At 58.7% G+C, this 20,270-nt stretch carries 21 protein-coding genes and 1 tRNA gene; 12 read left to right on the top strand and 10 right to left on the bottom strand.

Annotation, left to right across the window (positions count from 1 at the left end; all coding sequences use genetic code 11):
• Positions 1–37: 37 nt before the first annotated feature.
• Positions 38–439: an acyl-CoA thioesterase gene (locus K0O24_RS09800; RefSeq protein ID WP_219892561.1), complete on the bottom strand. Its 402-nt coding sequence runs from the start codon at positions 437–439 to the stop codon at positions 38–40.
• Entirely contained in the window at positions 436–2,502 is a 2,067-nt protein-coding gene (locus K0O24_RS09805) for a S9 family peptidase (protein WP_219892562.1), read from the bottom strand. The genes K0O24_RS09800 and K0O24_RS09805 overlap by 4 nt, the downstream gene beginning before the upstream one ends.
• Before the next feature lie 77 nt (positions 2,503–2,579).
• On the opposite strand from K0O24_RS09805, the gene K0O24_RS09810 reads away from it, so the two are divergent.
• Complete coding sequence (locus tag K0O24_RS09810) at positions 2,580–4,388, top strand: aminopeptidase P family protein (protein WP_219892563.1); 1,809 nt, start codon at positions 2,580–2,582, stop codon at positions 4,386–4,388.
• Positions 4,389–4,471: 83 nt separating this feature from the next.
• A complete protein-coding gene (locus K0O24_RS09815; RefSeq protein ID WP_219892564.1) occupies positions 4,472–4,813 on the top strand; it encodes a hypothetical protein in 342 nt (113 codons plus the stop codon).
• Positions 4,814–4,820: 7 nt separating this feature from the next.
• Here K0O24_RS09815 and K0O24_RS09820 read toward each other — a convergent pair whose 3' ends face one another.
• Positions 4,821–5,918 carry a ferritin-like domain-containing protein gene (locus K0O24_RS09820; RefSeq protein WP_219892565.1) on the bottom strand — a complete coding sequence of 366 codons (1,098 nt, stop codon included), beginning with the start codon at positions 5,916–5,918 and terminating at the stop codon, positions 4,821–4,823.
• 21 nt (positions 5,919–5,939) lie between these two features.
• The gene (locus tag K0O24_RS09825; RefSeq protein ID WP_246610945.1) at positions 5,940–6,323 is read right to left on the bottom strand and encodes a 2Fe-2S iron-sulfur cluster-binding protein; all 384 of its coding nucleotides are present in this window, start codon (positions 6,321–6,323) and stop codon (positions 5,940–5,942) included.
• A gap of 212 nt (positions 6,324–6,535) precedes the next feature.
• On the opposite strand from K0O24_RS09825, the gene K0O24_RS09830 reads away from it, so the two are divergent.
• From K0O24_RS09830 to K0O24_RS09860, 7 genes are all read left to right on the top strand, one after another.
• Complete coding sequence (locus K0O24_RS09830; RefSeq protein ID WP_219892566.1) at positions 6,536–6,742, top strand: cold-shock protein; 207 nt, start codon at positions 6,536–6,538, stop codon at positions 6,740–6,742.
• Positions 6,743–6,746: 4 nt separating this feature from the next.
• Positions 6,747–7,007, top strand: a complete 261-nt coding sequence (gene infA, locus K0O24_RS09835) for a translation initiation factor IF-1 (protein WP_219892567.1) — start codon at positions 6,747–6,749, stop codon at positions 7,005–7,007.
• A gap of 22 nt (positions 7,008–7,029) precedes the next feature.
• The gene (locus tag K0O24_RS09840; protein ID WP_219892568.1) at positions 7,030–7,254 is read left to right on the top strand and encodes a hypothetical protein; all 225 of its coding nucleotides are present in this window, start codon (positions 7,030–7,032) and stop codon (positions 7,252–7,254) included.
• Between the two features lie 36 nt (positions 7,255–7,290).
• The gene (locus tag K0O24_RS09845) at positions 7,291–8,133 is read left to right on the top strand and encodes a TauD/TfdA dioxygenase family protein (RefSeq protein ID WP_219892569.1); all 843 of its coding nucleotides are present in this window, start codon (positions 7,291–7,293) and stop codon (positions 8,131–8,133) included.
• Positions 8,134–8,196: 63 nt separating this feature from the next.
• The gene (locus K0O24_RS09850; RefSeq protein ID WP_219892570.1) at positions 8,197–8,577 is read left to right on the top strand and encodes a VOC family protein; all 381 of its coding nucleotides are present in this window, start codon (positions 8,197–8,199) and stop codon (positions 8,575–8,577) included.
• A gap of 48 nt (positions 8,578–8,625) precedes the next feature.
• Complete coding sequence (locus K0O24_RS09855) at positions 8,626–9,015, top strand: cupin domain-containing protein (protein ID WP_219892571.1); 390 nt, start codon at positions 8,626–8,628, stop codon at positions 9,013–9,015.
• A 247-nt stretch (positions 9,016–9,262) separates the two neighbouring features.
• Positions 9,263–9,337: transfer RNA gene (locus K0O24_RS09860), tRNA-Thr, on the top strand.
• Between the two features lie 32 nt (positions 9,338–9,369).
• On the opposite strand, the gene K0O24_RS09865 is transcribed toward K0O24_RS09860, so the two are convergent.
• The 5 genes from K0O24_RS09865 to K0O24_RS09885 form a co-directional block, all read right to left on the bottom strand.
• The gene (locus K0O24_RS09865; protein WP_219892572.1) at positions 9,370–10,716 is read right to left on the bottom strand and encodes a sensor histidine kinase; all 1,347 of its coding nucleotides are present in this window, start codon (positions 10,714–10,716) and stop codon (positions 9,370–9,372) included.
• A 14-nt stretch (positions 10,717–10,730) separates the two neighbouring features.
• Positions 10,731–11,420, bottom strand: a complete 690-nt coding sequence (locus tag K0O24_RS09870; RefSeq protein ID WP_219892573.1) for a winged helix-turn-helix domain-containing protein — start codon at positions 11,418–11,420, stop codon at positions 10,731–10,733.
• Positions 11,421–11,580: 160 nt separating this feature from the next.
• On the bottom strand, positions 11,581–11,790 hold the full coding sequence (locus K0O24_RS09875) for a hypothetical protein (protein WP_219892574.1): 210 nt from the start codon (positions 11,788–11,790) through the stop codon (positions 11,581–11,583).
• 119 nt (positions 11,791–11,909) lie between these two features.
• Positions 11,910–13,295: an RNB domain-containing ribonuclease gene (locus K0O24_RS09880; RefSeq protein WP_219892575.1), complete on the bottom strand. Its 1,386-nt coding sequence runs from the start codon at positions 13,293–13,295 to the stop codon at positions 11,910–11,912.
• Between the two features lie 44 nt (positions 13,296–13,339).
• Positions 13,340–14,008, bottom strand: coding sequence for an RluA family pseudouridine synthase (locus K0O24_RS09885; protein WP_246610946.1), 669 nt, complete (start codon positions 14,006–14,008; stop codon positions 13,340–13,342).
• Positions 14,009–14,076: 68 nt separating this feature from the next.
• On the opposite strand from K0O24_RS09885, the gene K0O24_RS09890 reads away from it, so the two are divergent.
• From K0O24_RS09890 to parE, 3 genes are read left to right on the top strand one after another with little or no spacing between them, the layout of a single operon-like run.
• Positions 14,077–16,164 carry a RelA/SpoT family protein gene (locus tag K0O24_RS09890; RefSeq protein ID WP_219892576.1) on the top strand — a complete coding sequence of 696 codons (2,088 nt, stop codon included), beginning with the start codon at positions 14,077–14,079 and terminating at the stop codon, positions 16,162–16,164.
• Positions 16,161–17,774: a sulfotransferase family protein gene (locus tag K0O24_RS09895; protein WP_425514730.1), complete on the top strand. Its 1,614-nt coding sequence runs from the start codon at positions 16,161–16,163 to the stop codon at positions 17,772–17,774. The genes K0O24_RS09890 and K0O24_RS09895 overlap by 4 nt, the downstream gene beginning before the upstream one ends.
• A gap of 58 nt (positions 17,775–17,832) precedes the next feature.
• On the top strand, positions 17,833–19,806 hold the full coding sequence (parE, locus tag K0O24_RS09900; RefSeq protein WP_219892577.1) for a DNA topoisomerase IV subunit B: 1,974 nt from the start codon (positions 17,833–17,835) through the stop codon (positions 19,804–19,806).
• Here the strand turns inward: parE and K0O24_RS09905 are convergent, their stop codons facing one another.
• On the bottom strand, positions 19,807–20,118 hold the full coding sequence (locus K0O24_RS09905; RefSeq protein WP_219892578.1) for a PspC domain-containing protein: 312 nt from the start codon (positions 20,116–20,118) through the stop codon (positions 19,807–19,809).
• Positions 20,119–20,270 lie beyond the last annotated feature (152 nt).

Raw genomic sequence — 20,270 nt, forward strand, 5'->3', positions numbered from 1 at the left:
ACTGCAGCAAGCCATTTGTTGATGCTGAGTGCATTGATCAGAAAGCGTCCTCCAGGAAGGGTTCGGCCACATCGAGCGGTACGCGGGCGATTCGGCCAGTTGTCCTGTCGACAATCGCCCAGGTGGTTTTGGATCGCACGACAATCTTTCCGGATGCATTGCTGAATTCCATGTTGCGATCGAAACGGGCGCCCTTTGGCGGATCGCTGATCCAGGTTCTCGCCATGACGGTTTCGCCGACACCGACGTTTCCCAGATAGTCGATTTCATGGCGCACCACGACCCAGATCCAGCGAGCCACATGCTCGGCAGAGGCAACAGCATTCCAGTGCGCCGTCGCAACATCCTGTATCCAGCGCACCCACACGGCATTGTTGACATGGCCGAGTTCATCAATGTCGGCCGTAGACGGGGTAATCCGGAGGGAAAACGCCCTCATTGCTCTGCCATGCCCAACTGCCAGAGAAAGAACGCAAATTCTTCTGCCTCTTCGCGCAGGCTCTCGAAACGTCCTGATTTGCCGCCGTGCCCTGCGCCCATGTTGGTCTTGAAGAGCATGATGTTGGCATCGGTCTTGGTTGCCCTGAGCTTGGCTATCCATTTTGCCGGCTCCCAATAGGTAACGCGAGGGTCGTTGAGCCCTGCCGTCGCCAGGATCGGCGGATAATCCTGCGCTTTGACCTGATCGTAGGGCGAATAGCTCCGGATCAGGTCGAACGCGGCCTTGTCTTCAATGGGATTGCCCCATTCCGGGAATTCCCCAGGGGTGAGAGGCAGGGACGCATCGAGCATTGTGTTGAGCACATCGACGAACGGAACATGCGCCGCGATTGCGCCCCACAAGCCTGGATCCATATTGGCAACCACGCCCATCAGTTCCCCGCCAGCCGAGCCCCCTGCTGCAACGACCCGGCCGGGTCGAGCAAAGCCGAGGTCGATCAGTCCACGTGTGCAATCGATGAAGTCGTTGAACGTGTTGGTGCGCTTCGTGAGCTTGCCGTCGAGGTGCCATTGCTGGCCAAGGTCGTCTCCTCCGCGAATATGGGCGATGGCAAAGGCGAATCCGCGATCCAGCAACGAAAGCCGCAAGGTCGAAAAACCAGGCGGAATTGCAATGCCATAGGCACCATAGCCATAGACATACAGGGGACCATTCCCGTCCTTTCTGAAGTCTTTCCGGTAAACAACTGAAACCGGAACTTTTACCCCATCACGCGCAGTAATTTCGATGCGCTCCGTAACATATTGGCTGGCATCATATCCTGAGGGAATCTCCTGTACTTTCAAGGTCTTCATAGCACCCGTTGCAAGGTCATACTCGGCGATTGTGTCAGGCGTGACCATTGATTCATAGGATAACCGCAAGGTTGAGACGCCGTATTCAGGGTTTTCATCCAAGCCGGCTGAATAGCTCGCTTCCGGGAAGGCGATCCGTCGCGCCGGGCCGCCCTCATAGCTGTGGAGCTCAATCTGATCGAGGCCGTTATCCCGGCCTTCTACAACGAAGAAGTCAGCAAATGTCGTAACGTCAGTCATGTAGAAAGTCGGCGAGGGCGCGATCCGTTCGACCCATTCCCCCGGACTTGCAATCGATGCAGTTACGAGACGGAATTGGGGGCTGATATCGTTGGTATGAATGAACAGCGTGTCGCCATGTGCCTCGACGTCATACTCGATACCTTTCTGCCGTGCGCGCACCAGGATCGGTTCAGCACGGGGGTTGGTTGATGGTATCAGGCGGACTTCGCTCGTCTCATTGTCGCCTACGGCAACGACAATCCAGTTGCGGTCATGCGTCATGCCGACGCCGGCCTGAAATCCAGGATCGGATTCGACGTAGATGGTTTGGTCAGTTGCGACGGGAGTTCCCATCGTGTGGCGCATGATGCGGTCGATGCGCCAATTGTCATTTACCAGACCGTAGAAGAGGTTCCGGCCGTCCTTTGAGAAAACCATGCCGCCAAGCGTGCCCGGAATTGTATCGGTCAGATTCTCGCCGGTCTCCAAATCTCGAAAATGGATGGTGAACCGTTCCGACCCGTCGGTGTCAGATGACCATGCCATGATCCGATCGTCTTCAGTGATCGCGATTTCGCCCAGCCGAAAGAAATCGGTGTCTTCGGCTTCCTTCGCTTCATCCAGTATGACCTGGTCAGCGCCTCCAGTGACGGGCTTTCTCATCCATTGCTTGTATTGCGCGCCCTTTTCAAAGCGCCGCCAATATAAATAATTGCCGTCCTTTTGCGGGACCGAGGATTCATCCTCCTTGAGCCTGGCCTTCATTTCCTGGAACAGGGTTTCGACAAGCGGGGCGTAGGGCTTCATCTGCGCTTCGAAATAAGCGTTCTCGGCATTCAGATGGGCAAGGACATCGGCATCGTCGACCTTGGGATAAGATTGATCCCGCAACCAGAAGTACGGATCCTCGATCTCCACCCCGTGATGCGAAAAAACATGTGGCCGTCGCGCGGCTACCGGTGGTTGGGGGGTGTCATTTGTCATGCGGACTTTCTAGGCAAGGCTTTCATGACCGCGCCGCCTAGCCTATATCGGCGCGTTCACACAATTGAGAGTTTGCCATGTCCACCTATGAAGATCGCCTCAAGGCTTTGCGCGAACAATTGAAGGCGGACCGTCTTGACGGTTTCGTCGTGCCAATTTGTGATGAGCACATGAGCGAATATGTTGGCGCCTATGCGCAACGTCTGGCTTGGTTGACCGGTTTTGGCGGTTCCGCGGGTACGGCAGTGGTTCTGCCGGAAGAAGCGGCGATCTTTGTCGACGGCCGATATACGCTGCAGGTGCGCGAGCAGGTGAACGGCAAGGATTGGCAGTATCAGTCTGTCCCGAAGACAAGCGTTGCTGCCTGGCTCAAGGACCATGCCGCAAACGGTGCACGGATCGGATATGATCCGTGGGTTCACACCAAGACATGGGTCGAAACGGCGACCAAGGCACTGGCCGAAAAAGGCGCTGAGCTTGTCGCCGTCGAGCGCAACCCGCTGGATGCAGTGTGGACCGATCGACCTGCACCTTCGCCGGCCTTGATGACGGTCCATCCCGATGAGTTCTCCGGTCAGTCATCTGCGGAAAAGCGAGCTGCCGTTTCGGATTGGCTGACCGAAAAGGGACTTGATGCGACCATTGTTTCGGCGCTCGATTCGGTGGCCTGGCTGTTCAACGTGCGCGGCAGTGATGTTGATCGGACGCCGGTTGCGCTCAGTTTCGCGGTGGTCGGACAAGACGGGATTGCGGACCTTTATGTTGCGCCGGAAAAGATCGATGACGCCGTCCGCCAGCATCTGGGGAATTCCGTGCGTATTCACGATCGCGAGGATTTTGCGCCGGCGTTGAAAGCCATGAGCGGCAAGAAGATCGCGGTCGATCCGGAGCATGCCGTTTCGGCGATCTTTGCAGCCTTGCAAACAGGGGGCGCGACCGTCGTCGAGCTGCGCGATCCCACTATTTTGGCAAAAGCCCTGAAAAACCCGGTCGAACAGGCTGGCCACCGTGCGGCGCAACGCCGCGATGGGGCGGCGCTCTCGCGTTTTCTCCATTGGATTTCGGTCGAGGCGCCTAAGGGGACTGTAACTGAGCTCTCGGCAGCAGCGAAACTCCAGTCCTTTCGGGCGGCGACCGGAAAGCTCAAGGACCTGTCGTTTGATACGATTTCCGGCGCCGGCCCGAATGGCGCCGTCGTGCATTATCGCGTTTCGGAAGAAACCAATCGCACGCTCGAACCGTCGAGCATCTATCTGGTCGATTCAGGGGGGCAATATCTCGACGGCACGACAGACGTCACACGCACGGTCTGGGTCGGACCCGGTGAGCCGACTGCAGAAATGAAGGACCGGTTCACGCGGGTGCTCAAGGGGCATATTGCCTTGGCGCGTGCAGTGTTTCCGGTCGGAACCCGTGGTACGCAGCTGGACACGCTGGCGCGCCAGTTTCTGTGGGCTGCAGGTGTCGATTATGCGCACGGCACCGGTCACGGGGTCGGCAGTTTCCTTGCCGTTCACGAAGGCCCGCAACGCATTGCTACCTCTGCCGGCGGTCAGGCGGGAACGGAAGAGCCACTTGCAGCTGGCATGTTCATTTCAAACGAGCCTGGTTATTACAAGACCGGCGAATATGGCATTCGCATCGAAAATCTCATCCTCGTGGAGCCCCGCGAAATCGAGGGCGCGGAGGGTGATTACCTCGGCTTCGAGACTTTGACATATGCTCCGATAGAGCGTGCGCTCGTCGACACCGAGATCATGACACGCGACGAATTGCGCTGGTGGGACGATTATCACGCCAAGGTTCTCGAAATTGTCGGACCGCAATTGGACGGCGAAGCAAGAGTCTGGCTTGAGGCAGCCTGTGCGCCGCTGACGCGGGGATAAGCCGGGCTGAAATTTAATGCTCGTCCGTTAATGCCGTTTCCTGTTTTTACCCGGACCAAGCGACTGGGTGAATGGAGACGGCAATGGATATGCGTATTAGCGGGACGGGTTCGGTTTCGGCGGTTCACGCGCATGCTACAAGCAACTGGAAAAAGGGTCTCGAAGGCTTTTCGGCGCTCAAGACTGCGCTGCAGTCAGGTGACCTCGAGGCTGCAAAGACCGCCTTTGCAGGCCTCCATGTACCCCAATCAACACATGCGAAGAGTCCGTTGGCCAAGGTCGGTCAGGCGCTCCAAAGCGGCGATGTCGCAACCGCACAGACGATGATGCAGGCACTGCTCGACGCCCGGATGAGCAAGGCGGCAAAGCCTGCCCCGGTCGCGCAGCCGCCGCAGCCCGCGACAGGGATCAGCCTGCTCGCCTGAACGGAAATCAGGCGGCGATCGGGTGGCCGCCCTCCATGGCCTGAAGGACCCGGGGATCATCAAAGACGGGAATGCCCGCGTCCTCATATTTCTTGCGGGCCGTTGGTGTCAGCAGTCCGACCCGGGCAAGGGCAGGCATCATCAGGTCTTTCATCGAATGAATCTGCCCGGGTGGCAGGTCATGCGCGATGCCCATGGAGGCCGCTTCATCAAGGCCTGCAAAAAAGTCCTTCGCGTCGATATTGCTGTTTTCCAGAACTTGCATGAAGCCCGGATCTGCGCGGCTCGCGTTGGTTTCGGCTGTCGTGCTGTGGGCGAGGATGTTGACCGCCTGAAATGCGAAGTCGGCCAGATCCTCGACTTCATCCTCTGGCCGTTCTGCAATCACTGGTCCCAGAAACGCATGGCCGAACGAGACGTGGCGTGATTCGTCTCGCATCACGTTGAAGGTCAGTTTCTTCAGGAGTTCGCACTGGGTGTTGCGGTACATGTTGTTGAAGGCACCAAGTGCCAGACCTTCCACGATCATGTTCATGCCGATCATGACCTTTTCATAGCGGTCAGACTTCAATGTGGCGTCAATCAGTGCCTTGAGCCAGGGTGACATCGGGTAGATGATCGCAATTTTGTCGCAATAACGCGCATACACTTCGACATGCCGTGCTTCGTCCATTGTCTGGGTCGCTGCATAGAGCTTGGCTGTCGCGTCCGGCACAGAGTGAGTGACGCACGCCGCCGTCATCAGGGCGCCCTGTTCGCCATGAAGGAACTGCGACAGCAATTGTGCCGTGGAATGAGCCGTAAAGGTTTCCTGCTGTGACTTCGACAGTTTCGAAAAGAACGGCATCCGGTGATACATGCCTGTCTGGTCGTTGATCATGGGCTTTGAAGGATCGACCTCAGTGTCCCAGGGAAGATAGGTGTCGGAATCCCATTGTTGCTGTTTGGCGCGACGATAGAGATCCTCGACCTTGTCGCCCGACATGAGATAGTCGAATGACCAGGCAATGCTCATCGGATTGCGATAGATGTCGTCGGGCGTCATCGTGACCCGCCAATCCTGCTTCGGCTTCGCGAATTCGGTCGTAATCACGGTCATCATCATTCTCCTTTGATCATGCGGGAATTATTGGCGAACCGGTGTGCGCACGATGAGGCCCTCAAGGGCGTCATCGATCTTGATCTGGCATCCGAGGCGGCTGTTTGGTTTTGGGTCATGGACCAAGACCAGCATTTCCTGCTCGAGTTCGCTCATCGGGGGGAGGCGCTCGAACCAGCCGCCTTCGACATAGACATGGCATGTGCTGCAGGCGCAGAATCCGCCACAATCACCATCAATGCCTGGAATCTTGAAGCTTTGGGCATTGTCCAGAACGCTCAGCCCGGCAGTTGCATTCACCTTTCGGGCCGTTCCATCGTGCTCGATGAAGGTGATTGTCACCATGCCGCTGCCTTTCGGAACCCATTTCTGAATTGGCCCGATGTTCTGCGCGTTCGCCAGGAAGTTCATTGACTTTTGTCAAATGAAAGCCCCTGTCGCGGCAAGGGTTGGACTTTCCTTGCCTTTTCGCTTCCTTGCGTGTAGAGGATGTTTTGCTAACGTCGCCACCGACGAATTCTGAGGCTCCCGAGGTGGGGCAGCGCTTTCTCCGACACGACCCAGCATCGTTCCCGTGCTTTTGCGGGAGCGATCACCAATGTTTTCGTGAAAGGAAACGCATCATGCCTATCGGCACAGTCAAATTTTTCAATGCAGACAAGGGCTATGGCTTCATTCAGCCCGAAGATGGCGGAGCCGACAGCTTTGTCCATATTTCCGCGGTAGAGCGGGCCGGAATGGTCACACTCAACAAGGAACAGCGCGTTTCCTATGAGGTTGAGACCGGCAAGAACGGCAAGGCATCCGCCGTCAACCTCTCGGCAGCCTGATCTTATGGCCAAAGAGGATCTTATGACCCTCGAGGGCCAGATTGACGAGATCTACCCGGACGGGCGCTTTGGCGTCATGCTGGAAAATGATCACCGGATTATCGCTTACACGGCGGGCAAGATGCGGAAGTTCCGTATCCGGTCCGTCGTGGGCGATCGGGTCCACGTCGAAATGACACCCTATGACCTGACCAAAGGCCGCATCGTTTTTCGAGAGCGTACGCCGGGTGTGGGTCCCAGTCAGAGGCGCAGTTTCAAGCGCTGAATTTGAACGGAAAGGGAATCAAGTGTCGACCCTTGAATTCTATCAGGAACGCGCCGCCCAGTGTGCACGTGAAGCGGAAGCAACAAATCTCGTCAACGTGCGGGAGCGTCTTCTGAACGCTCGTCTGACCTGGCTTCAGATGGCTGAACGCCTCGAACGCACCAATGAATCCCGCGCAGTCGGACTGGCGCACAAGGCCGAGGCCCTGGCACAGGCCGCCAAAGAGACGGAGATGGCCACAAATTAGTTCAATCCGGGGAGATTTCGTGCCACGTTGTGGTGCATGATTGAAATCACTCCGTCGGGACAGGCATGCGGCGCAACCGTGCGCGGCATCGACCTTTCGCAGCCGCTGGCGCCTGAAGATGTTACGTCCATACGGGAGGCTTGGCTCCAGCATCACGTACTGTCATTTCCGGATCAACGGATGACGGACGATGATCTCGAGCGGTTTACGCTTGCCTTCGGTGGCTTTGGCAATGACCCTTTCATTGCGCCTGTACCGGGGCGCGAGCATATCATCGCGGTAGAACGCCAAGCCGACGAGACGTCGCCATTGTTCGCGGAGAACTGGCACAGTGACTGGAGCTTCCAGGCACAGCCACCAGCGGGCACCTGTCTCTATGGCATCAAGATTCCGCCGGTCGGCGGCGACACGCTTTTTGCCAACCAGCATGCTGCACTTGAAGCAATGCCCGATGCTCTTCGGGGGCGAATCGATGGACGTATGGCAATTCATTCGGCGAAGCGTGCCTATGCGCCAGACGGCTTTTACGGCGAGGGTGACAAGGCAAAACGGTCCATGGACATTCGCCCGTCTCGCGACGCGGAAGCAACCCAGCTTCATCCGATGGTTCGCAAGCATCCCGAAACGGGTCGTGAAGGCCTGTTCAGCTGCTTTGGCTACATCATCGGGATTGAAGGAATGGACGATACAGAAGCCATTCCGCTGTTGTTGGAACTTTACCAATGGCAAGGCCGCGAGGAATTCCAGTACCGACATCGCTGGCAGCCGGAGATGCTTCTGATGTGGGACAATCGTTCGCTGCTGCATGCTGCAACCGGCGGGTATGACGGCCATCACCGTCTGCTCCACCGGACGACGATTGCGGCATCGGGCGCATAAATATCGCTTGACAAATCCGAGATATGTTCTCTATATGTTCCTACAGTTTTCGAGGAGGCGAGAATGATCGGATATGTTACGCTGGGCACAGACGATTTGCCGCGCGCGGCGCGGTTTTATGACGCCATCGCGGCTGAAATGGGCACTGGCCGGATGATGGATTTCGAAACCTTCATTGCATGGGGCACGCCTGGCGGCGGGGCGGGGATTGGTCTGACCAAGCCGTTCGATGGAAAACCTGCGACGGTCGGGAACGGCGTGATGGTTGCGCTGGAAGCGAAGGACAGGGATCAGGTTCATCGTCTCTACGACATTGCGCTGGCCCACGGCGGAACCGACGAGGGCGCCCCCGGGCCGCGTGGCGAAGGATTTTATGCGGGCTATTTCCGTGACCCTGACGGCAACAAGCTCAACGCTTTTGTCATGGGGCCTGCCGCGGGATGACTTTGGGCATTTTTGCCGGATTCGTGAGTCCATGACTGAGGATTGAAGATGCCGAATCTCTTTTCGCAGCCGATCCATCTTGGACTTGGAGCAACGGCAGTCGTGCAGCCGGAATTCACCGGAATGGATTGGTATGCCGATTATTCTGCACGCTCAGAGATGGATGGGGCCGAAGGAAGGCTGGTCAGCCTCCATATCTTCACGGAAGACTGGACATCGTGGGAATGTCATCCGAGCGGCCATGAGGTCGTGGTCTGCACGAAAGGCCGGATGACTCTGCATCAGGAAATGGCGGACGGCAGCAAGGCGACCGTGACCATTGGCCCCGGTGAATATGTCATCAATCCGCCCGGTGCATGGCACACGGCCGATGTCGAGGGGGAAGCTACGGCGCTTTTCATTACGGCCGGGTTGGGGACAATGCACCGGCCCCGATGACATCAGGACAGGCGGATCGGATCAAGTTTTGGGTCCTGTAGGTGGTGCGGTTTCAATGGTCGGGTCCGCTTCCTGACGTCCGCCTTCCTTGCGCTTGCGCAGATTCGCCCTGAGCGCTTCGGCAAGTCTTCGGGTTCTTTCATCTTTGGGACTGGTCATGATCGAGACTGATTATCTGTCGTCCCTTGACGCGTCCACATGCTTTGTCCATAGGCCCGCGCCTACACGGGCGGTCCAGACGTCCAGTGCTGCCGTAGCTCAGTGGTAGAGCGCATCCTTGGTAAGGCTGAGGTCGTGAGTTCAATCCTCACCGGCAGCACCATTTTCTGGGCTTTGTGAGTGGCCGCTTCTTTTTCAATCTTTCGGTAGAAACAAAGAGGCCCGCAGCCCCGGCTGGTTGTCTTCCAGAAGCAGTCGCCCATGGTGAAGATGGGCCACGGCTTCCACGAGCGAGAGACCGAGGCCGGCACCTTCCGACCCGCGTGACGCATCGAGGCGGCCAAAGCGGCGCCGCGCCTCGGCGCGCTGCTCTGGATCAATTCCCGGCCCGCGATCAGCGACGCCAAGGGCGATGCCTTCAGCCGTCGCTTCGGCAAAAATGCTCAAGGACCTGCCGGAACCAGCGTGCAAGATGGCATTGTCGATGAGATTGCCAAGAGCCTGTGTCAAAAGTTGCCGATGCCCGCGCGGCGCGGGGAGTGACTCTTGAACATTGACCGATATGGCAATGCCCTTCTCGTCGGCCACCGGCTCGAACAGGTCGCCAAGTTCGCGAACGAGCAGGACAGGGTCGATTTGTTCAAATCGGTCAGTGCCACTCATTGACTCGGCGCGACCGATTTCAAGGACTGTTGTGAGCTGCCGGGTCAGCGCGTCAGCATCAAGCAAGGCGCTGTTGAGCAGGTCGCTGCGCTGCAACTCGTCGTCAAGCGCCAGAGCCCGCTCAACCTTGGTTCGCAGGCGCCCGATGGGTGAGCGCAAATCGTGCGCCAGGCTGTCGGTCAGCAGGCGGACCTCCTTCATGAGTTGGTCGATCCGATCGAGCATCAGATTGATCTGGGTCGCCAGCAGGTCAAAGCCGTCCCGGCGGCCACCGCTCGAAAGTCGCATGGTGAAATCGCCACGGCCGATGCCGTCTATCGTCCGCACCATAACCCGGACTCGCCGATTGACGTAGAATGCTACCGCAAGCCCGGTTACGCCCCCCAGAAAAGCAGCAAAGATCAGTGCCAGGAGCAACGCACGCTCCAGCGCGTGGGCCTGGGATAGGGCATCTCCAAACCTGTGTCCGGTCACCAGCGACGCATTGCCATCCAGCCTGAGGGCGATCAGACCAGCTTCGCGCGCGGATTCACTTGCAGTGCCCGGCAGGGATACAACCTCATAGGATTGGCTCAACAGAAACGCCCTGGGCAGCTTTGCGGGAACATTGCCAATCAGCTGATGGCCGGAAGCATCGAAAAGTCCGGCCAGGAAGTCCTGGTCTGCCTGATTGATTTCCTGCTGCACCATGCGTTCGCGCCGATCTGGAGGCGCCGCCTCAACGGCATCATGCAATGCCTGCGCCTCTTCGCTTACTCTTTCTCGCATATCAGCGAGGGCGCTCGTCTGCGTCGTGTAACGCACGTAGCCGATCATCGCCGCGTCAGTCACGAATGCCAGCAATGCTGAGATAACGGCGATCCGCAGTGTGGTCGTCACGCGCAACGCCATCGTCAGGATGCTTCGAGCCGGTAGCCCGCACCACGGACAGTGTGCAGGATCGGAGCTTCGCTTTCTGCCTCAAGCTTGCGCCGCAACCGGCTCACATGCACGTCGATTACATTGGTTCCCGGATCGAAATGGTAATCCCAGACTTGTTCAAGCAACATGGTGCGCGTGACGATCCGACCAGCGTTCCTCGCGAGATACTCGACAAGGCTGAACTCACGGGGCTTCAGGTCAATTATGCGGGTACCGCGACGCGCGCGCCGTTTGAGCAGATCAATTTCAAGGTCGCCGACGAGAATCGTTGTTTCCTCGCGCGCGCTATCTCGTTGTTCAGCACGGCGCAGTAAGGCCCCGATCCGCGCATGCAGTTCAGAAAAGGCAAAAGGCTTGACCAGATAGTCGTCCGCTCCGGCTTCCAGACCTTCAATACGGTCATCGACCGCCCCGACGGCTGACAAGATCAGCGCAGGCGTCGTTATGCCAGCACTGCGCAAAGCCTTCAGAACGGCAAGTCCGTCCATGACAGGCAACATGCGGTCAACGATGAGGACATCATACGTGCCGTCGCTTGCAAGGAACAGTCCTTCGCGCCCGTCCGGGGCGACATCGACAGTGTGCCCATGTTCGCGCAGGCCACGGGCAACATAGTCTGCCACATGATTGTCGTCCTCAATGATGAGAATTTTTCGACCCATGTGCGAATGACCTGTCGGAAAGGATGAACCTGCACCTCATAGCGGTTGTTGCTAAAACACCGCTAGCGAAAATGAGGCGGGCCGCCAGCACGGAAGGGGGTGGGGGAGACTGGCGGCCCGGCTCAAGGGTTGGCGCCTCGGGAATGGCGCCAGCGATGAATTACTTTGCGGTGTCGGCGGCAGGAGCAGCCTTTGCAGCCTTCTTGGCAGGCTTTGATGCCTTCTTCGCCTTCTGGACATGAGCCTTGGCAGGCTTTGCTGGTTTTGCAGCCGCCGCCATGGCAGGCTTGTCGGACTTTGCGGTCGCAGCCATGGCCGGTGCAGCGAGGACTGCGATGGCAGCGATGGGTGCAAGCATCTTCATATTCATGTCGATCATCTCCAAATGCTCGAAGGAACAATCCCTTCGGTGCAGAGGTGATTTGCCCCAACAGGCATTGCGCGGAGGTGGCGCAAACATGAAAAAAACGTAATGTTGGCCAGGTGGCTTCAGGACACGCGCTGAAAGACCACGCTTCGCTGCGCGGGCAGGGCTGATTCAAGCCTGACCTGCAAATCTGCCCCGGGTGCGACATTGTGCGCATCGACCCGCGCCACGACGGGAAGGTCGCGCAGCTGAATGCGGGCACCCCGATCATCCAGGTCGGTCACAATTGCCGGGAAGATGCGGCCGATGTCGCCTTCCAGCATCACCGCTTCTGCCAAATCGATCACAGCGCGTTCGACCTGTCCATCCAGATTGCCGGCCCGCGCCATGACTTCGGGCAGCCTGGAAAAGGCTTCGGTGACAGCCGTCTCGACAGGGCGGCCATTTGCAATGGCGAGAGTCGCACGAACCACATAGCGATCGGCAAGACGCCGAAGCGGTGCCGTCGCATGCGCATAGGTTGCAGCAATGCCCGCATGCCAGGGCACCACACCATCGGCATAGGGGGCATAGGCAGCGCCATTGCCAGCCCGTCGGACGGCCAGCATGAATGCCGCGTGCTTTGGATTGCTTGCCTGCAATGTCCTTTCAAATTGCGTGAGGGTCGCATTGGCTGGCCATGACAATCCAAAAGCCTTTGCAGTGTTGCGCAAGCGGCTGACCGCGCGGTCGTCTGGCCCTGCCATGACACGGAACAGGCCGGTTCCATGCACCAGTAAGGCATCCGCAATGGCAAGATTTGCCGCCAGTGAAAGTGCTGCGTTGCGATCCTCGGAAGGCATGCGCGGCCGAAAGAGAAGCTGGTAGCGATTGCCTCCTTGCGCGACCACTTCCTGTTCCGGGGGATCCACGCGTGCTGCGCCGCGCCGATCCTCGGCGCGATCGATACGTCTGGCAAATTCGGCGAAATCGGGGGGCAAATCCGAATCTCGCACGGTGTCATAAGCCAATTTTGCCGTGCTGCGGATGAGGGCGCGTTCAGCACCGTCGAGCCGGACATTGCCTTCCTCATCGACCTTCACCGTAAAGACGACTGCCGGTCGTTGCCCATCAGGCAGAAGACTGGCGGCCTTTTCGCTCAGGCTCGCGGGGTAAAGCCGCGCCTTGCCATCCGGAAGGTACAGTGTCGTGCCGCGCTTCCAGGCTTCGGTGTCAATTGCGTCGCCGTCCCCAACAAACCAGGCGACGTCGGCAATTGCATAGCGCAGGATGAGGTCCGATCCGCTGCGCTCGATTGTGAAGGCCTGATCCAGATCGGTTGAAGTTGCGGGGTCAAGCGTCACGAATGGGAGGTCGGTCCTGTCTACATGACCATCTGGCTTGCGTTGCGATGCGCGCTCTGCTGCCGCGTCGACGTCCGGGGGGAATTCGGCCGGGACCTTGAATTGCGAGCGAATGGCGGCAAGTCCACTGCCCAGGGCATTGTCAGGATCGCAAAGTGCCTTCATTGGCGACAGCACTACACGACAGTGCCATGCCCCAACAAGCGCGCCTATGCGGGCAACGCAAATCCGGCTTGGGCGAAGCTCTCGGGCAGAGGCGCCTTGCCTTCAACGGGCGGCTTGCCTTCGCGGGGGATGGAGAGGAAGGCACAGTGGAGCAGCATGGGTTCGCCGGGTGATCCGTAAACCGGGTCTCCTACAATCGGCAGGCCCAGGCCCTCGGCCGCATGCACCCGGATCTGGTGTGTTCTTCCGGTTTCGGGAATGAAGCGGACCAGCGCCCGGCCATTCTGTTCGCCAACGACCTCCCACGCGGTGACGGCCGGCTTCCCCTTCTTTGCATCTACCACCATCCGCCAGCCCGCTTCTGCCGTGCTGCGTTTGGCCAATGGCAGGTCGATCACGCCCGACTTCGCCTCGGGAACGCCATCAACAACTGCGTAGTAATGTTTGACGACTGTCTTTGCCTCGAATGCCTGCTGGAAGCGGGCATGCGCTTTCGGGTTTCGGGCAAGCAGCAGGCAGCCGCTGGTATCGCGATCCAGCCTGTGGACAGCGGTTGGCCAACGCTTGAACCCGAACGTCAGGGCCTGGAGGTGGTTTTCCAGGCTCAAGGACCCGTCCCTGGGGGGGTCGACCGGAAGCCCGGACGGTTTGTCGACGATGATGGCCTCGCCATCGAGAAACAGGATATGATCGGCCAGCATGGCGCGGGCCATAGATGATCTGAGGGGGCGCGCCAACAACAGGCTTGCATTTGCCCCCTTGGCCACCCCATCATGGCCCTGTGCTGAGACAATATGAACTTGTCGAACGGGTCAAATCATACGATCCGGACGCTGATGAGGCGCTGATCAACCGCGCCTACGTCTTTTCGATGCAGAAGCACGGGTCGCAGAAGCGGGCGTCAGGCGATCCCTATTACAGTCATCCGATAGAAGTGGCGGGCATTCTCACGGAGCTTCGGCTGGACGACAAGACGATCACGACAGCCATGCTGCATGACACGATTGAAGACACACTGACGACCCACGAGGAGATCGAGACAAAGTTCGGGGCCGATATCGCTCGTCTCGTGGACGGCGTTACCAAGCTGTCCAAAATCGAGGCGATGACCGACAATGAGCGGGCGGCCGAAAACCTCAGAAAGTTCCTGCTCGCCACGTCGGACGACATCCGGGTTCTGCTGGTGAAGCTTGCCGATCGACTTCACAACATGCGCACCCTGCATTTCATCAAGGATGAAGCCAAACGCAGGCGCATTGCGCGTGAAACAATGGACATTTACGCGCCACTGGCCGAGCGGATCGGCATGTACCAGTTCATGAACGAAATGCAGACCTTGGCATTCCGCGAACTGGAGCCGGACGCCTGGGCCTCGATCGCCAAAAGGCTGGAACAGCTGAATGAAGGCGGTGGGGACAAGATCGCCCGCATCGGGTCCGGCATCAAGCTTTTGCTGTCGCGCGCGGGGATCGAGGCGAATGTCTACGGGCGCGAAAAGCACCCCTATAGCATCTGGAAGAAGATGGCGGAGCGGCACATCAGCTTTGAACAATTGTCCGACGTGATGGCCTTTCGTGCAATCGTCCCTGATGTGGAGGCATGCTACCGGGCATTGGGCATTCTTCATCGTCGCTGGCCGATGGTTCCCGGCCGGTTCAAGGATTACATCTCGACGCCCAAGCGGAACGGCTATCGATCGCTGCATACATCAGTCATCCATTCGGAAAAGATGCGGATCGAAATCCAGATCCGTTCGATCGACATGCACATGCAGGCTGAACGGGGTGTCGCGGCGCACTGGTCTTACAAGCAGAAAGGCGAAACGCCCGACGCGCAGATAGGCTGGCTGCAGGATCTTGTGGAAATCCTGGATCATGCTGACAGCCCGGAAGAACTGCTCGAACATACGCGCATGGCGATGTATCAGGACCGCATCTTTGCTTTCACGCCAAAGGGTGAACTGATCCAGCTTCCCAAAGGCGCAACGCCAGTGGATTTCGCTTATGCAGTCCACACGACGCTGGGAGATACGGCCGTTGGTGCCAAGATAAACGGACGGGTCGTGCCGCTGCGGACGCCCATCGAGAATGGCGACCAGGTACAGATCCTCAAATCCAAGGCGCAAGAGCCGCAACCGCAATGGCTCGGCTTTGCGGTAACCGGCAAGGCGCGCGCGGCGATCCGCCGTTTCGTCCGCCAAAAGGAACGAGGGGAATCGATCGCGCTGGGCCGCAAGATTTATGACGACATCGTGAAGCGCTTGCCCGCACAATTGGGCAAGGATGCGGTGAAGGAAGCGATGAAGCGTCTCAAGCTGCCGGATGAGAATGAACTGATGATCGCGATAGCGCGCCAGCTGGTCAGCGATGCGCAACTGCTCGAGGCGCTCATGCCGGGCTCTGCATCGGAAGCGGCACTGTCGGTCTTGCCGCAGAGGGAGGCGATTTCGATCCGCGGGCTGACGCCAGGTGTTGCCTACACGCTTGCGCCCTGCTGCCATCCCGTGCCGGGCGACCGGATTGTCGGCTTGCGCCGCCCGGATGAGGCCATCGAGGTGCACACGATTGACTGCGGCAGCCTTGCAGACGGTGTCGATGCCGATTGGCTCGATCTTGCCTGGGGCGACGGGTCTGACGGCGGAACCGCGCGGCTGACGGTCGTCGTCAAGAACGAGCCGGGTTCGCTCGCTGTTGTCGCCGGGATTTTTGGCAGCCACAAGGCGAACATTCTCAACATCCGCCTCGACGCCAGGGACCCGGTTTTTCACACGAATGTGGTCGATCTCGAAGTGCATGACCTGCACCATTTGATGCGCATACTTGCGGCACTCCGTGCTGCTGATGCCGTGATCCAGGCAGAACGGTCATGAGCGCCGCCGCGAGTGTTTCTGCGCCTGACTTCTCCCGTCAGTTCCGCAATCCGCAGTTGATGGCTGCCGCGCTGGCGCTTCACGATAATCGACTGAGTGATGCCGAGCCGCTGCTCCGCGCACACCTGAAAGCTGATCCATTCGACGTTGCTGCAATCCGGATGCTTGCGGAATTGGCAGGTCGGATCGGCCGTCTTGCTGACGCCGAGACGCTGCTGCGGCGGGCGGTCGAACTGGCCCCTGGTTTTCTCGCAGCGCGATCCAATCTTGCGATGGTGCTGTATCGCCAGACGAAGACGACCGAAGCACTTGCGGAACTTGATGCGCTGCTGGCCATTGATCCGGCGCACGCCGGGAACGCCAATCTCAAAGCGGCCGCAATGGGCCGGATCGGCGAATATGATGAGGCCATTGCACTTTATGAGCAGGTGTTGGCCAGACACCCTGATCAGCCCAAGGTCTGGATGTCCTATGGCCATGTCCTCAAGACCGTAAGGCGCCAGGCCGAAAGCATTGCCGCATATCGAAGGGCCATTGGGATTGCGCCACATTTGGGCGAAGTCTGGTGGAGTCTTGCCAATCTCAAGACGGTAACCTTCAGCGACGATGACCTTGCCGCAATGAAAGGCGCTTTCGATCTTCCCAAACTGTCTGAGGAAGATCGCTTTCATCTCCATTTTGCCTTGGGCAAGGCGTTGGAAGATCGCGGGGAGGCAGGCGAATCCTTCCACCACTATAGTGAGGGAAACCGGTTGCGGCGGACGTTACTCGACTATGACGCAGATGAAACCAAGCGACAGGTTGATCGCACAATCAGCCTGTTCACACCCGACCTTTTTGCAGCGCGGGCAGGTCAAGGCTGCGCTGCCCCCGACCCGATTTTCGTCATTGGCATGCCGAGAGCGGGGTCGACGCTCATAGAGCAGATCCTGGCCAGCCACAGCCTGGTGGAAGGAACAATGGAACTCCCGGATATTCCGGCACTTGCGGCACGCGTTGGGACGCGGTCGGGCGGCCTCGCCGCGCTGGAACCGGCTGAACTTCGAGAAATGGGCGAGGAATATCTGGAACGCACACGCATCCAGAGAAAGACCGGGCGTCCCTTCTTCATCGACAAGATGCCCAACAATTGGGCGCATCTGGGCCTGATCCAACTGATCCTGCCGAACGCAAAGATTGTCGATGCACGCCGCCACCCGCTCGGCTGCTGCTTTTCGAATTTCAAACAGCATTTCGCCCGCGGCCAGGCCTTCAGCTACGGACTTGAGGACATGGGCCGATATTATGCCGATTATGTGCGTTATCTCGCCCATATCGACGAGGTTCTGCCCGGCCGGGTCCACCGGGTATTTTATGAGCGTATGGTGGATGACAGTGAAAGCGAGATTCGTGCGCTGCTCGCAGCGCTCGACCTGCCGTTCGAGGAGTCCTGCCTGCGTTTCCACGAAAATGATCGTGCGGTGCGGACCGCCAGTTCGGAACAGGTCCGTCGCCCGATCTATCGTGAGGGAACGGAGCAATGGCAGACGTTTGAACCATGGTTGGGGCCACTCAAGGATGCGCTTGGGCCAGTCCTCGAGGCCTATCCGAACATTCCCCAATTCTCTTGACGTGCTGGGACGGAAGTCGCTTGCGTCCCTGACTCCTGCGTCTCTATAGCAACGGTCAATGTCAGATCTTTTCGCCACCTCCGCCGCTGCCTCCAACGCCTACACGGCATCCGACATCGAAGTCCTTGAGGGGTTGGAACCGGTCAGGCGCCGCCCCGGCATGTATATTGGCGGCACGGACGAGCGGGCCTTTCACCACCTCGCTGCCGAAGTTCTCGACAATGCCATGGACGAAGCGGTGGCAGGCCATGCATCGCGAATCGAAATCACCTTGGAACCCGGCAACCGGCTTACGATTACCGACAATGGCCGCGGCATTCCGGTCGATCCGCATCCCAAATTTCCGGACAAGTCAGCGCTGGAGGTTATTCTCTCAACCCTTCATTCAGGCGGCAAGTTCAACGGAAAGGCCTATTCGACCAGTGGCGGCCTGCATGGTGTGGGTGTTTCCGTAGTCAATGCGCTTTCTTCGGACACCATTGTGGAAGTTGCGCGCAACAAGGAACTGTTCCGCCAGCGTTTTGCGCGCGGCGTGACGCTCGGTCCGCTTGAGAAGTTGGGGCCCGTCAACAATCGTCGCGGCACGAGCGTGACCTTCACGCCCGACACCGAGATCTTTGGCGAAATGCACTTCAAGCCAAACCGGCTGTATCGGCTGGCGCGATCCAAGGCCTATCTCTTCGCCGGCGTGGAAATACGGTGGCGTTGCGATCCCGCTCTGATCAGCGACGAGACACCGCCGGAAGCCGTGTTCCAGTTTCCCGGCGGGCTGTCCGACCATTTGCGCGAGCAGGTGAACGGTCGCGAGTGCGTCACGACCGAGTTCTTCTCCGGCCAGCAGGAGTTTGCCGATGATCAGGGCCGCGTGGAATGGGCTGTTGCCTGGCCGCTGTGGAGCGAAGGAAGCTACAGCTGGTATTGCAACACAATTCCCACGCCCGACGGCGGCACACATGAGGCCGGTATCCGCGCGGCGATCGTCAAGGGTATCCGCGCGTTCGGGGCGCTGGTTGGCCAGAAGAAGGCTGAAGGCATTGCTGCAGAGGATGTCGTTATCGGATCGGAGATCATGCTTTCGGTCTTCATTCGCGACCCGCAATTCCAGAGCCAGACCAAGGATCGCCTGACCTCGCCCGAAGCGGCGCGGCTCGTCGAAAATGCCGTACGCGATCATTTCGATCATTTCCTTGCCGACAATATGGAGCGCGGAAAGGCGTTGCTCGGATATGTGCTCGAGCGGATGGATGACCGCCTGCGCCGTCGCGCGGAGAAGGAAATCAAGCGCAAGACGGCAACGTCCGCCCGCAAGCTGCGCCTGCCTGGCAAGCTTACGGATTGTTCTTCTGACGACCCGGCGGGGACCGAGCTCTTCATTGTGGAAGGGGACAGTGCGGGCGGCTCTGCCAAGCAGGCGCGCGACAGGAAGACGCAGGCAATCCTTCCGATCCGGGGCAAGATCCTGAACGTAGCCTCTGCAACATCAGACAAGATCCGTGCAAACAGCGAAATCGCCGACCTGATCCAGGCCCTCGGCTGTGGCAGCCGCAAGGACTGCAATCCCGACCTGCTGCGGTACGAGCGGATCATCATCATGACCGACGCCGATGTGGACGGAGCACATATCGCGACACTTTTGATGACGTTCTTCTTCCAGGAAATGCCCGAGATTGTGCGCCAGGGCCATCTCTACCTGGCGCAACCGCCACTCTATCGCCTGACGGTCGGCGCCAAGTCCCTCTATGCCCGCGACGATGCGCATCGTGCCGAGATCGAAGCGGGAGAGTTCAAGGGCAAGAAAGTCGACGTCGGCCGCTTCAAGGGGCTTGGCGAAATGAACCCGGGTCAGCTCCGTGAAACGACGATGGATCCCAAAACACGAGGCCTTCTGCGCGTGACCCTGCCGCAGGAGTACGAGGAACGGGCCGGGGTCAAGGATCTGGTCGACCGGCTGATGGGCAAGAACCCGGAACACCGCTTCACCTTCATCCAGGAAAACGCGGCGCGAGTGGAAGAAGACGCGATCGACGCCTGATCAGGCAGCCTTCAGGAGTTCTTCGACTTCATTCGCGGCTTCGGCATGGCCATCTGTGGAGCGGATGTTGACTGCCATACCCTTTGTCGTGGATGCGGAATGGCTCCTGACATTTGGATAGAGCCTGTGCGCGAGCGCAACCAGTCCTCCGAGTGCCGAGTAGATCGCAACTACCGCTGCCGGGTTCCACAGCAGGGCGATGCCAAAGGCGACGCGCAGGTAAAGGGGATTAATACCAAAGTCTTCGCTCAGCGTATGGCAGACGCCAAACAGATTATCCCCGCTGGGCGTGAGTGTATTCGATTCTTGCATCAGTCATATTCCATGTTGGCGCGCAGTTTAACAGTCCGCTAAACGGCAAGAGTTAAACAACCCCTGTGTCTTGACGAAGAAGTTACAATTTCGGTGAATTGATATTCAATGTGACCAGGGAACCTCGAACAAAGTTACTTGCGAATGCCCAT

This window comes from Aquisediminimonas profunda, from assembly GCF_019443285.1.
Classification (GTDB): domain Bacteria; phylum Pseudomonadota; class Alphaproteobacteria; order Sphingomonadales; family Sphingomonadaceae; genus Aquisediminimonas; species Aquisediminimonas profunda.

Coding starts and splice junctions, on each gene's coding strand:
- K0O24_RS09800 (WP_219892561.1), bottom strand. CDS start 439: ATGAGGGCGTTTTCCCTCCGGATTACCCCGTCTACGGCCGACATTGAT.
- K0O24_RS09805 (WP_219892562.1), bottom strand. CDS start 2,502: ATGACAAATGACACCCCCCAACCACCGGTAGCCGCGCGACGGCCACAT.
- K0O24_RS09810 (WP_219892563.1), top strand. CDS start 2,580: ATGTCCACCTATGAAGATCGCCTCAAGGCTTTGCGCGAACAATTGAAG.
- K0O24_RS09815 (WP_219892564.1), top strand. CDS start 4,472: ATGGATATGCGTATTAGCGGGACGGGTTCGGTTTCGGCGGTTCACGCG.
- K0O24_RS09820 (WP_219892565.1), bottom strand. CDS start 5,918: ATGATGATGACCGTGATTACGACCGAATTCGCGAAGCCGAAGCAGGAT.
- K0O24_RS09825 (WP_246610945.1), bottom strand. CDS start 6,323: ATGAACTTCCTGGCGAACGCGCAGAACATCGGGCCAATTCAGAAATGG.
- K0O24_RS09830 (WP_219892566.1), top strand. CDS start 6,536: ATGCCTATCGGCACAGTCAAATTTTTCAATGCAGACAAGGGCTATGGC.
- infA (WP_219892567.1), top strand. CDS start 6,747: ATGGCCAAAGAGGATCTTATGACCCTCGAGGGCCAGATTGACGAGATC.
- K0O24_RS09845 (WP_219892569.1), top strand. CDS start 7,291: ATGATTGAAATCACTCCGTCGGGACAGGCATGCGGCGCAACCGTGCGC.
- K0O24_RS09850 (WP_219892570.1), top strand. CDS start 8,197: ATGATCGGATATGTTACGCTGGGCACAGACGATTTGCCGCGCGCGGCG.
- K0O24_RS09855 (WP_219892571.1), top strand. CDS start 8,626: ATGCCGAATCTCTTTTCGCAGCCGATCCATCTTGGACTTGGAGCAACG.
- K0O24_RS09870 (WP_219892573.1), bottom strand. CDS start 11,420: ATGGGTCGAAAAATTCTCATCATTGAGGACGACAATCATGTGGCAGAC.
- K0O24_RS09875 (WP_219892574.1), bottom strand. CDS start 11,790: ATGAATATGAAGATGCTTGCACCCATCGCTGCCATCGCAGTCCTCGCT.
- K0O24_RS09880 (WP_219892575.1), bottom strand. CDS start 13,295: ATGAAGGCACTTTGCGATCCTGACAATGCCCTGGGCAGTGGACTTGCC.
- K0O24_RS09885 (WP_246610946.1), bottom strand. CDS start 14,008: ATGGCCCGCGCCATGCTGGCCGATCATATCCTGTTTCTCGATGGCGAG.
- K0O24_RS09895 (WP_425514730.1), top strand. CDS start 16,161: ATGAGCGCCGCCGCGAGTGTTTCTGCGCCTGACTTCTCCCGTCAGTTC.
- parE (WP_219892577.1), top strand. CDS start 17,833: ATGTCAGATCTTTTCGCCACCTCCGCCGCTGCCTCCAACGCCTACACG.
- K0O24_RS09905 (WP_219892578.1), bottom strand. CDS start 20,118: ATGCAAGAATCGAATACACTCACGCCCAGCGGGGATAATCTGTTTGGC.